Origin of the sequence: Fluviicola chungangensis, from assembly GCF_007558725.1 — a bacterium.
GTDB lineage: Bacteria > Bacteroidota > Bacteroidia > Flavobacteriales_D > Crocinitomicaceae > Fluviicola > Fluviicola chungangensis.
In genome coordinates this window covers 131347-143950 of the sequence record NZ_VLPL01000001.1, presented here as the reverse complement: position 1 = coordinate 143950, position 12604 = coordinate 131347, and the positions used below count along the sequence as shown (strand labels likewise).

The 12604-nt window shown below is 40.1% G+C and carries 12 protein-coding genes; 1 reads left to right on the top strand and 11 read right to left on the bottom strand.

What is annotated here, in order from left to right; all coding sequences use genetic code 11:
• Positions 1-50: 50 nt before the first annotated feature.
• The 9 genes from FO442_RS00680 to FO442_RS00640 form a co-directional block, all read right to left on the bottom strand.
• Positions 51-719 carry a J domain-containing protein gene (locus FO442_RS00680; protein WP_186279805.1) on the bottom strand — a complete coding sequence of 223 codons (669 nt, stop codon included), beginning with the start codon at positions 717-719 and terminating at the stop codon, positions 51-53.
• A gap of 93 nt (positions 720-812) precedes the next feature.
• Positions 813-2264: an aminoacyl-histidine dipeptidase gene (locus tag FO442_RS00675; RefSeq protein ID WP_144331208.1), complete on the bottom strand. Its 1452-nt coding sequence runs from the start codon at positions 2262-2264 to the stop codon at positions 813-815.
• A 116-nt stretch (positions 2265-2380) separates the two neighbouring features.
• Positions 2381-2599 (bottom strand): VF530 family protein, encoded by a 219-nt coding sequence (locus tag FO442_RS00670; protein WP_144331207.1) that lies wholly within the window; start codon positions 2597-2599, stop codon positions 2381-2383.
• A gap of 188 nt (positions 2600-2787) precedes the next feature.
• Positions 2788-4470 (bottom strand): energy-dependent translational throttle protein EttA, encoded by a 1683-nt coding sequence (gene ettA / locus FO442_RS00665; RefSeq protein WP_144331206.1) that lies wholly within the window; start codon positions 4468-4470, stop codon positions 2788-2790.
• Between the two features lie 128 nt (positions 4471-4598).
• The gene (locus FO442_RS00660; RefSeq protein ID WP_144331205.1) at positions 4599-5039 is read right to left on the bottom strand and encodes a hypothetical protein; all 441 of its coding nucleotides are present in this window, start codon (positions 5037-5039) and stop codon (positions 4599-4601) included.
• Between the two features lie 72 nt (positions 5040-5111).
• On the bottom strand, positions 5112-5585 hold the full coding sequence (locus FO442_RS00655; protein WP_144331204.1) for a hypothetical protein: 474 nt from the start codon (positions 5583-5585) through the stop codon (positions 5112-5114).
• 19 nt (positions 5586-5604) lie between these two features.
• Complete coding sequence (locus tag FO442_RS00650) at positions 5605-6072, bottom strand: hypothetical protein (RefSeq protein WP_144331203.1); 468 nt, start codon at positions 6070-6072, stop codon at positions 5605-5607.
• Positions 6073-6114: 42 nt separating this feature from the next.
• Positions 6115-6582, bottom strand: a complete 468-nt coding sequence (locus FO442_RS00645; RefSeq protein WP_144331202.1) for a hypothetical protein — start codon at positions 6580-6582, stop codon at positions 6115-6117.
• A 97-nt stretch (positions 6583-6679) separates the two neighbouring features.
• Positions 6680-7081, bottom strand: a complete 402-nt coding sequence (locus tag FO442_RS00640) for a hypothetical protein (RefSeq protein ID WP_144331201.1) — start codon at positions 7079-7081, stop codon at positions 6680-6682.
• A gap of 265 nt (positions 7082-7346) precedes the next feature.
• On the opposite strand from FO442_RS00640, the gene FO442_RS00635 reads away from it, so the two are divergent.
• Positions 7347-7967, top strand: a complete 621-nt coding sequence (locus FO442_RS00635) for a carboxypeptidase-like regulatory domain-containing protein (RefSeq protein ID WP_144331200.1) — start codon at positions 7347-7349, stop codon at positions 7965-7967.
• Positions 7968-8273: 306 nt separating this feature from the next.
• Here the strand turns inward: FO442_RS00635 and FO442_RS00630 are convergent, their stop codons facing one another.
• Positions 8274-9815 carry a DEAD/DEAH box helicase gene (locus FO442_RS00630; protein WP_144331199.1) on the bottom strand — a complete coding sequence of 514 codons (1542 nt, stop codon included), beginning with the start codon at positions 9813-9815 and terminating at the stop codon, positions 8274-8276.
• 355 nt (positions 9816-10170) lie between these two features.
• Positions 10171-12597, bottom strand: a complete 2427-nt coding sequence (locus FO442_RS00625; RefSeq protein ID WP_144331198.1) for a TonB-dependent receptor — start codon at positions 12595-12597, stop codon at positions 10171-10173.
• Positions 12598-12604 lie beyond the last annotated feature (7 nt).

The window sequence follows — 12604 nt, the reverse complement described above, 5'->3', positions numbered from 1 at the left end:
GAACAAATAAACGTCAAATTCTTGATTTTAAGCCTGAATGACTTAAAAACTTATTGACTATTGAGTTCAGCTGTGAGAATCTCATAAGCCTGTTGGATTTCAAGGAATTTACCAACATACTCCTTTCTCTCCCTTTCATCCAGCTCACCATGATTGTCAGGATGATAGATCTTTACCAATTTTCTATAGGCATTTTTCAGTTCTTGCAGCCCTGCACTTTCTTCCACCCCAAGTATTTTGAAATAATGCGATCGTACTTTCGTCGTACTTGCTTCCGGCTTTTTCCCTGGGATAAGAATATCCTGAATTCTTGCATCCAGATCATCCAGATCCAGGTTTAAACGCGTCAACAGATAAAAGATAAGTTCCGATTCACGCGGATTTATATTTCCATTGGTATTTCCAAGCCGAACAAGAAATTCCATTAAATGAATCTTCTGACGAATTGTTAAGCGCTCATTAGCAAGATTGGTGTATTCCGTGAGATCCACCCCAAGATCAACCACATCCTTGTAAATCTGTATCACATTGAAGCTAGCATTTGAAAAGCGTTTTCTCAAATAACAATCAATCCAATGTAGTTTTTGACTCACGGAACGCTCATTCTCACGAAAAATAAGTAAGCTTCCAAGTACGACGGCAGCACTTATGAAATCGTCAGAATAATTAACTGAATCCTGTCTTCTATACTTTCTTAAAACAAAAAGAAAGGCTACCAAAACGACAATTATCGGAATGGAATAATAGAAGAAGAACTCGGATCGAGTCATTCCTCCAATTCTCCCAACTAACGAAAACTGCATCAGGAACCGTTACGCAGGAATCTGCTTCAGAACATCCAGCAAATAATCCCAGAATTTCTGAACAGAAGAGATTTGTACACATTCATCCGGAGAATGCGCTCCACGAATATTCGGTCCGAAAGAGATCATGTCCATTCCCGGGAAATGCTTTCCTAAAATCCCACATTCCAAACCTGCGTGACACGCTTTGATATTTGGCTCCGCATTGAATTCTTGTCGATATAGATCTGCCATTACTTTTAAGATGGCAGAATCCGCATTCGGTTCCCAACCCGGATATTCTCCGCCCTGAACAACCTCCACTCCCACACTTTCAAATGCTGCACGGATCGTATTGGCCACATCCGCTTTGGATGATTCCACCGAACTGCGCTGTAAGGATTGAGTGATAAACAAATCGTCTCTGACGGTTACTTTTGCCAAACTGGAAGAAGCTTCCACCAATCCTTCAATAGCCGGACTCATTCGGTAAACTCCGTTATGAACTGCATAAATTGAATTTATAATTCGCTCAAAATCAGAATCTTTTACCACTCTATTTAAATCTGAACTTTCAGAAACTGTCCAGTTCGCATCTTTTTCAATGGATTGGTATTCCGCTTCCATTTGAGCAATGATCTGATCAACAGCTTCATGGAATTTTGTCTTTTCATCTTCAGAGACAGCAACAACAGCTGTACTTTCTCGCGGAATAGCATTTCTCAAACTTCCTCCATCCAGGCTACACAACTTCAAATCTACAGCCGATCTTACATGTTTAAACAAACGGTTCATCCATTTATTGGCATTTCCTCTCCCCAAATGAATATCCATTCCAGAATGTCCTCCAAGCAATCCACGCAACTTAATATCAAAACAAACATAATTGCTTGGAAGATCTTCGTAAGTGACTGTAGTTTTTGTATTGGTATCGATTCCACCCGCACATCCGATCGACAATTCATCATCATCTTCTGTGTCCAGGTTCAATAAGATTGTTCCCGAAATATTGGAAGCATCAACCTGCAAAGCTCCGGTCATTCCCGTTTCTTCATCGATAGTAAAAAGCGCTTCAATTGCCGGATGCACAATATCTGTTGATTTCAAAACAGCCATGATTGCAGCAACTCCAATCCCGTTGTCCGCTCCAAGCGTAGTCCCGTTTGCACGCACCCAATCACCGTCAACCAGCATCTCAATTCCTTGTGAATCAAAATCAAAGATCGTATCGGAATTTTTTTGGTGCACCATATCCAAATGCGATTGCATCACAATTGTTTGTCTGTCCTCCATTCCGGATGTTGCCGGTTTTTTGATAATGACATTACCGATGTGGTCCTGAATGGTTTTAAGCCCAAGTGACTTTCCAAAATTCATCATGAATTCGATTACGCGCTCTTCCTTTTTAGACGGGCGTGGTACCGCATTCAAATCAGCAAAATGGTTCCACAATGCTTTCGGTTCTAAATCTCTTACTTCCATATTTTTCTAGTTATTAGTGTTTAGGGATTAGTCTTTAGGGATTAGGGGCTAGGGATTAGAGGTTAGTTATTAGAATTAGGGTTTTGAGAAGTAAACATTCAACTAACCACTAAGTACTAACCACTGTTACGAATGTTTACTATTCTATTGATATACAAATCTTCCACTTTGGCCCTTGCCCACGGCGTTTTACGCAGGAATTTCAGGCTCGACTTGATACTCGGCTCATGGATAAAACAATTGATCGGGATCAGTTTTCCCAAACGTTCGAAACCAAACTCTTCCACCAATTCGGTTACTATTCGCTCTAATGTTATTCCGTGCAGAGGATCCATTTTTTTTTCAAATTGAAGGGATTTGAATTCTTCCCCCTTTGAAGGGGGATCGAGGGGGATGGCTAACGTTTCTCCGAAGCCCCCCTCCTTAGTCCTCCTCACAACTTTCGCACTGACGCTTGTCGTTGTTCGTCTTCACATACTGCGTATGCTCTTCTCAAGGGAGGAAACCCAAATCTTCTCTTTAATTAAACCAGTTTTCTATATTTAATCCGTTTCGGTGCAGCGTCTCCCAAACGTTTGCGTTTGTTCTCTTCGTACTCCGAATAAGATCCTTCAAACCAAACCACCTGGGAATCTCCTTCAAATGCCAGGATATGCGTACAAATGCGGTCCAGGAACCAACGGTCGTGGGAAATAACCACTGCACATCCCGCAAAACTTTCAATTCCTTCTTCCAGGGCACGCAAAGTATTTACGTCAATATCGTTCGTAGGCTCATCGAGCAATAATACATTTGCTTCGGTCATTAAAGTCATTGCCAGATGCAGGCGATTTCGTTCACCACCGGAAAGCACTCCTACTTTCTTGCTTTGATCGGAACCTGCAAAATTGAATTTCGACAAATAAGCACGTGCATTGAATTTTTGATTTCCAATTTCAATGAATTCATTTCCGCCTCCGATCACCTCAAATACCGTCTTTTCGGGAGAAATATCTTTATGTGTCTGATCAACATACCCGATCTTCACGGTTTCACCGATTGAAAACGTTCCTTTATCGGGCTGCAATTCGTTCATGATCATTTTGAAAATGGTCGTTTTACCCGCACCATTCGGCCCGATAATCCCAACAATTCCTGCAGGAGGCAATTTAAAGTTCAAATCGTCGTACAACAATTTATCCCCAAATGCCTTCATTACATGCTCCGCATCGATCACATTATTTCCTAAACGTGGCCCATTCGGAATCGGGATTTCCAGTTTCACCTCTTTGTCCTTCATTTCTTCGGACATCATTTTGTCGTAATTCTGGATACGTGCTTTATTCTTCGCATGACGTCCTTTCGGATTCATTCGCACCCATTCCAATTCCCGGGCAAGCATTTTCTGACGTTTCGATTCCGTCTTTTCTTCTTCTTTCAGGCGATTTCCTTTTTGCTCCAGCCAGGAAGAATAATTTCCTTTCCATGGAATCCCTTCTCCGCGATCCAGTTCCAGGATCCAACCTGCCACATTATCCAGGAAATAACGGTCGTGTGTCACGGCAATCACCGTTCCTTTATATTGCTGTAAATGTTGTTCCAGCCAATCAATGGATTCTGCGTCCAAGTGGTTGGTAGGTTCATCCAATAACAGGATATCCGGATTTTGCAACAACAAACGACACAAAGCCACACGGCGTTTTTCTCCACCTGAAAGGGTTTCGATCAACTGATCGTCCGGTGGACAACGCAAGGCATCCATCGCGCGTTCCAGTTTATTATCCAGTTCCCATGCATCAACCGCATCAATTTTGTCCTGCACCACTCCCTGACGCGCAATCAGTTTGTCCATTTTGTCCGGATCATTCAGAACTTCTTCATCCATGAAAGCTGCATTGATCTCTTCGTATTCCTTTAAAATATCCACGATATCCTGAACACCTTCCATCACGACTTCTTTCACGGTCTTTTTCAAATCCAGTTCCGGTTCCTGCGGTAAATACCCAACCGTATATCCGGGAGAAAAAACGACATCTCCCTGGTAAGATTTATCCAGCCCCGCAATAATTTTCATAACGGTGGACTTTCCGGAACCATTCAGACCGATAATCCCGATTTTTGCACCGTAGAAAAACGAGAGGTAAATATTTTTAATGATTTGTTTTCCCTGAGGAGTCACTTTCGAAACTCCAACCATGGAAAATATGATTTTCTTATCGTCAGACATATTGAATTTTTAGGAAAACAAAGATAACATTCTCCACGAAAAATGTGCGTGTACGCAGTGGAATAGAAAAACAAAAAAGAGTCCGGACATGCGATCAGGACTCTTCTATTCAAGCATTCAATCGGTTATTAGAACATTCTGCTAAATCCTGACCCAATACCGATAAAGATTAATATGATATACAGCGAAAGAAATACAATGGTAAAAATACCGGAGAATTTATAGAATGATTTCAAATTTTGGACTCCGAATTCAAACTCACTTTGTTTATTTGAATTCAACCCTTTAGTGATTGATCCTGCAAAACGAATCATATATAGTGCAGGAAAGATCATTGCAACAGTTAAACCGATGTACAGAAAAGCCATCCCAATCAACGGTCCGAATCCTGTTGAAAGGGCCGTAATCAACATAATCAAAGAGGCAATTGCTGTGAATCCCGTAAAAATAAATCCAACGATTGCCAGGAAACGAGCCCATTTTGCAGAAGTTAATAAATGTTCTCTGATTGATTGACTAACCTTTAATTTATCGCTATCCAATTCAATGTTTTGATCCAGTGTATCCATATTTATTTTTATATTTAATTTAAGTTCAATCGCTTGCAGCGTCTAATCTAAAATACTCGTCTGTATTGTTTGTTAATCCAATAAATCCGGGTTATCAGATAACTTCACTCCACCGTCTCCTTTCGGAAGCGAACGGAGCTTATTCTTCATTTCTGCAGCTTTTACCCAATATATAATAAAAATCACCAATGAACCTAAGCCAGCAATTCCTTTTAAAGCATCGATAGGAATAACACTTACAGCACCCAATATAGCCAGAACAAGTCCCAATGTTTTCAAATAATCACCTGATTGGGAAGCATTTCTTGATTCAAATTCGCGCTTAACCGATTCACTGATCTTAGAATACATAATAAACGCATAAACAATACTAAAAAAGGGAATAAACATTAACCAAACGTTCACCGGTGGCATTTGTAAGTTTGACTGATCACACTCCTTCAAAAGATCCTGAAGATTCTTCAAATAAAAGACATAGATTACTATTCCTATTGCTAATCCAATAAAAACAAAAATCCCCAAAGTCAATAACATATCTCCGTACATAACAATCTGTATTAAAAAATTAATCCAATAAATCCGAATCACTCGACATTCTCATTCCGCCATCAGCTTTAGGAAGTGTTCTCAACATGCTTTTATATTGCGCCATTTTAACCCAAAAAATAATCCCAATTACAATAAATCCAATCAGCGCCAAAATATTCAGTAAAGGAACGACCATACAACAAAGCAAGATCGGAAGAACAATTCCAAGCGACTTTCCATAATCTCCCGGCTGTGGATTGCTGCGTGAATCAAATTCACGTCTCAGGCTTTCAGCAATACGCGGATACAACATAAACGGATAAATAAATGCCCCATAAAAAGGAATGTAAAGCATCCAGACAAATCCCGGGTGAACCAATCTATTCTTGGGATCAACTTGCTTCAATAGATCCATCAAATTCTTAACATACAGAACACTCGCTGTAATAATCCCCCCAATAATCAAAAGATAAAGAAAAACGCCGATAATTATCAGACCTGCCATAAGTAAAATAGTATTAAATAATTCAGGAGACTAAAATAGAAATTAAAAGTCAGTTGAAACCGGTTTTCGGGACAATTTATTCATTTCCACCGCGTAGACTACCACAAAAGCAATTGAGAGACAATTCCACAGCAGGCCGAAAAACATTCCCGAACCTAAATTTTTGGTTATGGTGACAACGGTATAAACCGAAAAAACTACCGGGGGAATTTGTCCCAGGCAGTAAATCCAAAATCCCCAGCGCTTGAGACGAAACATAAAAATTGCACCCACAGTGCACAGAACAGGGAAAATGAACCAATTTAAAAGAAACCAAATACCGTTGTATTTATCGGTATCCACAAATGTTTTTGTGAGGTAAACATTGTTAAATGCAATCAAGTCCAAGGTAAAACGGATTCCACAACCTACCCAAGTTAAAATACAAACTACGGTCAATGCAATGGATCTCCTGTTTTTCAAGGAGATTTCCAAACTATCTACCGCTTCTTCCGTACGCCAGCTTTCCATTGAATAGAAATTTTTCTAAAATAAAAAAATCCCCGTCCGGGCTTAACCAGAACGGGGATTTTAACATATTCGTTTCAAAAAATTGAAAGAGATGTGATTACATATCTTTCAACTCTTTTTGCATTCCATCTTTGAAAGCATCTTTCATTTCTTTAGAAAGATCTCCTGACATTGAAGCAGCAGCAGCTAATCCCATTGTTAAGATGATCGCCCAAACCGTACCAACGATACCGATGATCATACCTGCGATAGCAAGACCTCTTTTACCTCCGGTCTTCTTCAATTTGCCCATTGCCATAACACACAATACGACACTTACGATGTTAACCACCAACCAAAGGTACATCAACCATCCTGATCCACCCAAACCGATAGATACGATAGCGATACCCGCCATTACGTTGTTCAATAAAAATGCTGCTAAAGCAAGGACGAATCCTGTTACTGCCATTCCTTTACCTTGAGGAGCTGTTGTTGTTGCGTCTAAATTTTCTGACATAATTATAAATTTTGAGTTACTCGGCGAAAATAATATCTTTATTCATAGATTCAGCACTATTGTTAAAAAAAGTGAATATTTTTTTATTCAGTCCTTTTAGTTGATACCCCTGTAAAAGGCTATATTTATAAGTGTTTCAGACCTTAAAAAGGATTAAAAAAGTAATTCCCGGAACAGGCAATAAAAAGGTTGTTAACAATCTATTGAATGAAATACCTGTTTTATTTTAAATAAAACTGAATTGCTTTTGTTAAAATTTAATAATATGAAAAATGTAGCCCTGTTTTTTGGAGCGTTGTTAATGGTGTTTACTTTCTCCTGTAAAAAGAAAAATTTAAAGTACGTCTTAAAGGGAACAATTACCGATTCATCATTCAATGTACCGCTTTCCGGAGCTCGTGTTACGATTTACGTCACTACTACTTCCAACTCAACGCCAGTTCAAAAAGCATCCTTAACCACCGATGCAAGCGGAAACTATTCCTATGAACTGGATCGTGAAAAATTTCAAAATGTGATTCTTTCCGTGGAAAAGGAAAACTATTTCAGCGACGGGATAACGACCACATTGGATAATTTATCCATCGACCATGACAATGTATTCAATTACGGAATTTATGCAAAATCATGGGCCAGAATTCATTTTGTCAGTGACGGAACCAAAATTATTAAATATTTCAAACAGGCCGGGAAGAACGGATGTGCGGAATGTTGCCCCACAGGTGAGATTCAACTGGACAATCTAACAGACTACAGCGTTTACTGCATCAACAATGGAAATGCGGCGTACCAGATATACTATGATGTGCAGGGAACTACAAATACCGGTTCGATCAGTGTAGTTACCGTTCCTTTTGATACGACTGAGATTTTGATCAACTATTAAGACTCTTAATTGTTAGAATCAGCCGCGACGGATTGCTAAACTACTCGGAAAAGAAAAATGGTCTTGTTGCCTGAAATGTAAACCATTTAGTTAACTTGTTAACTAAAATAACTTGTACCGGAAAACACAAACTTGTAAGTTGTTAACCTTTTAGTTAATTGGTTTACTAATGTGTATGACCCAACCATTGCCAATTACTGGTTGTTAACCATTAAGTTAATTCGTTCTCAGAAAAAAATCGAAACAACAAAAAAGGCCGCTCAACTATAGCAACCTTCTAATCATATAAGATTTGTATTGTTATTACTAATCCAATTCAGCTTCTTCAGCTTCCGCCTCGATCTCGTCAAATTTCATCCGGATCTCCTGGCGCAATTGCCGGTTATACGTTTCCATCAGGTACTTGAAGTAATTCGGGGTACTCTTAGCAATACATTTAGTGTAAAGCTTTAAGCGGTGCTCAATATGATCCTGTAATGCATCCACAATTTGAATGGCATCGTCCAGGTCTTTTGTTTTTCGCACAATCCCTTCACAATGATTTGCCAGGGAAAGATCCACTGCCAGCTTCCCTTTCTCTCCTTTGTCCAAACACTCGTAATATACATCACGGATACTGAACTCTTCCAGGAAATTGGTATCAACCAACTGCTCCATGTGACGCGGAAATTCAAATTCCACCTCAAATTCCAGGTCGTCGTCCTCACTCAGGCGCGACTCCAGGAACCGGTCCGGGAAACGGAAAGCATCCTGCCAGTTAATATAATCCTGCCAAAGACCGAAACGACGCACGTTATTTCCCAGATCTATCAGCTTGAAATTTGATTTATTGGGCAAACGGCGTGATCCACGGCCAATCATCTGGTGATACAAAGTCAATGAGCGCGTTGCACGGTTCAAAATAATGGTTTCGACTGTCGGCTCGTCAAACCCGGTAGTCAAAATCCCAACAGAAGTCAAAATGGCATCTTTGGTCGTTTTAAACCAGGACAATACATCTTTCCGGTCTTTATCGGAGAACGTAGAATCCAGGTGACGGATCTTATATCCTCTTTTCTTGAATGTTTCTTCCACGCGCAGAGAAGTTTCGATCCCCGAATTAAAAATCAAGGTTTTATCTCCTACTGCTACTTCCTCATATGCAAACAACAATTTCTCCTGCATGAAGTAATTTCCATAAACGGTCTCGGAAGAACTTACGGTAAAATCACCGTTCGTCCCGATCTTCAAACCATGTAAATTTACATCGTAGGTAAATGTTTCGGCATCCGATAAATAACCACCCTGGATCAATGAAGCGATACTCTCGCCGACCAGCAACTTGTTGTAGTGGTCATTCAAAGGCAATGCTTTATTTGAGCTCAGCGGTGTAGCTGTAACTCCCAGGATATTGGCTCCCGAATAATATTGGAAAATCTTTCTGAAACTGTTGTAATGTGCTTCATCGACAATGACCAAACCGACACCATCTACAAAATTCTCGTCTTCCTGCAAACGATTGTTCAGCGTCTCAACCATGGCAATATAGCATGGATGATGCTCTTCATCGATCAGGTTCTTTACATCACTGGAAATAACTTTATTGGAGATTCCGATCGCATTCAGCTGCTTGGATGTCTGAACGGATAATTCAATCCGGTGCGTCAGGATCAACACTTTTTTCTGATAACGTTCGATATAACTCTTGGCTACCTCGGAAAAGATCACAGTTTTTCCTCCTCCTGTAGGAAGCTGGAATAGCAGATTATAATCAGAACCATTTTTATCCAGTTCGTCTATGATTGCATTTACAGTCTTTTCCTGAAATGGATATAATTTCTTCGCTTGAAACAGCTCTTCGTCGATCATTTGTTAAAAAAAGGGCTTACAAAAGTACGGTTCTTTTAAGGATTTCCAAACAGCCTGGCTCAAATATTCTCATAATTTTATTTAAATGGTTCATTTTCGAGGCTTAAAGAAATCCAATAGTTCATTTAACACGTTTTTTAATAAATTATTATCTGATACAATAAAATCACTTATTAGGACATTTTAATAAATGAGGCCTGTTAATGGCATATTAATTGATTAAGTTTAAAAAAATGAACGTCATGAAAACAAAAACGATAAAAGAGAAAAAGCAAAGCAGCTCAAAGAGTTTCGATAAAGCTTTGATCCATTTGGGGATCCATTATCCGGTTCAACCGATTGTAATCAAAAAAGCTTAAAAATCAAAACCTCCGCCTCCATTGTTTTCATTGGAGCGTTTGTCCTCTTTGAAGTCAGTTTTCCCGAATTTATAGCGAACACTGACAATGATCCTTCTGGTTTCCCATTTAAACTGTGAAGACTGGAAAACCGTTGGCTGATCCACTTCAAAATTAAACCCTTGCGTATTGAAAATATCTGTCACCCTTAAGCCGATTCCCCACTTACCATCCCACAACGATTTGTCTGCTGAAAAATCAATAGAACCTCTCGGATTCATTTTTCCTTGAGCCGTAACGGATGGAGCATTGTATCGACCGTTCACCTGAAGGGTCAGTGTTTTCTTTAGCAAGTCTAAGGTAGAACTGAATTTCATTCCAAAAACAAATCCTTGCCTGCTCCAGTTTACACTTGGATCATCGTCTTTATACGAAATGTAATTCCCATTGAATGAAATCATATTTCTCCAAATCGGGAAAGGTTTCAACTGCATCACAATCTCTCCTCCTGAACTCACTGAGTTGTCTATATTGGCAAATGTTCCTTTGGAAGTTCCGTTTTCATAAAAGACTTTCACCCGCTGAATCACATGACTGGTATAACGCTGATACAATGCAAAGGCCAAGGTGAACTTCTTTGAGCTATAATCCAATCCCAAATCGATGGAATGAATGTATTCCGGGCGTAAAGCCGGATTTCCACTGCGTAGATTATAAGGATCAGCATAAGATGTAAACGGGTTTAAATTCCCGGAGTTCGGTCGGTTGATCCGTCTGCTGTAGCCAAGCGACAATTCCGTTCCTTTTTTCACTTCGTAACGCAACGTAGCAGAAGGAAATAAATTGAAATACTCATTCTTGAAACTCTGGCTCGTTGAGATCAGGTTCGGATTCTGGATACTGTATTCTGCACGAAGACCTGCCTGGTAGCGAAACTTTTTTAACTGGCCGCCAACAATCCCATAAGCCGAATAAATACTCTCCAGGTAGTTGTAATTGTAATTCGAAATCGTATCTGAAACATATGATCCGGATGCATCCTTTGCTTCAGAGGAAGAACGCAGGCTCATATTCCGCTGGATCATTTTCAGCCCGCTTTCGGTCCGGACCTTATGCTTTAACAAGCGGATAAAATCAAGTGAAAAAGTGGTGAAATCATTGGCTTCACGGCTAAAAATATGCTGATCTGTGGCAGGGACATTGGCCGGAAAAGCTGTCGTCTGCAGATAGAAGCCTTCATCTGTTCCCGCAGAAAGTGATTGGTAGGCATTTGCATCGAGGGAACCTTTGTCGTCTTTAAAATCCCATTTATACCCTAATGAAAAATCAATATTTTGAGTTGTACTCGGATCAGTGGCATTCCTGGTCCAAATGTCGGTCGTATCGCCGAAATTCGTGTAACGTGTATTCACCTGGTTCCCGACCCGTTTCCTATCTCCGGTATTTCCCGCAATACTCCAGGAAAGGGTATTCCGGTCTTTCACATAGACATCCATTCCAACTTTAGCCGTGTGTGTTACATTTAAGTCTCCACCGTACCTTGTTTGGTTCAAACTTACAGTTGTATCCCCCGAATAACGGTTGAGATCCGAAAAATTATTCCGGTAGCCATCCCGGTAGGAAAATGCATAATTACCATACAGATTGAACCGGGTATTCCGCACATTAAGTCCAAGGGAACCTGTGTACAAATTTCCTGTACCGGCAGTTATCCCTACGCTTCCATTCACCCCGCGCCGGGAACTTTTCTTCAAAACAATATTGATTATCCCGGAAGTTCCATCCGGATCGTACTTAGCAGAAGGATTCGTTACAATTTCAATGCGTTCAATACTACTTGCAGGAATCCCGTCCAATACGCTTTTTCCATTCCCACCTGTCATATTACTCGGTTTTCCGTCGATAAGAACCGTCACATTGCCGTCACCACGCAAAGAAATAGCACCATCCTGGTCTACTTCAACTGAAGGCACATTATTCAATACATCGGTAACTGTTCCACCTGTAGCAGCAATATCATCACCCACGTTGTACACTTTTTTGTCGAGGCCAAGTTGTAAGGGTGTTTTGTCTTGCCGGACCACGACTTCATCCAGTTCTTTGCCGGAATTTACCAATGCAATAGTTCCCAGCTTGCGCAGGTTTTTATCTGCTGAAAGTGAAATATTCGGGATCGTTTTTGTTTTGTAATCAGGATTGGAAATGACTATGTAATACGTACCATATTTGATCTCTTCCAACACAAAGAATCCATTCTCATCGGTATAGATTCCGTTTACCACCAGGGAATCCTTTGCGCTAAAAACACGGACCATGGTGTATTCCAAAGGAGTTTTTGAAACAGAATCCAATACTCTCCCATCAATGGAACCGGTGCCTTCAGGTGCTTGTGAATAAGTAAAAAGACTTGCTGAAAGAAAGAATGTAAAAAGCGTAAAGCGCATAAAAACG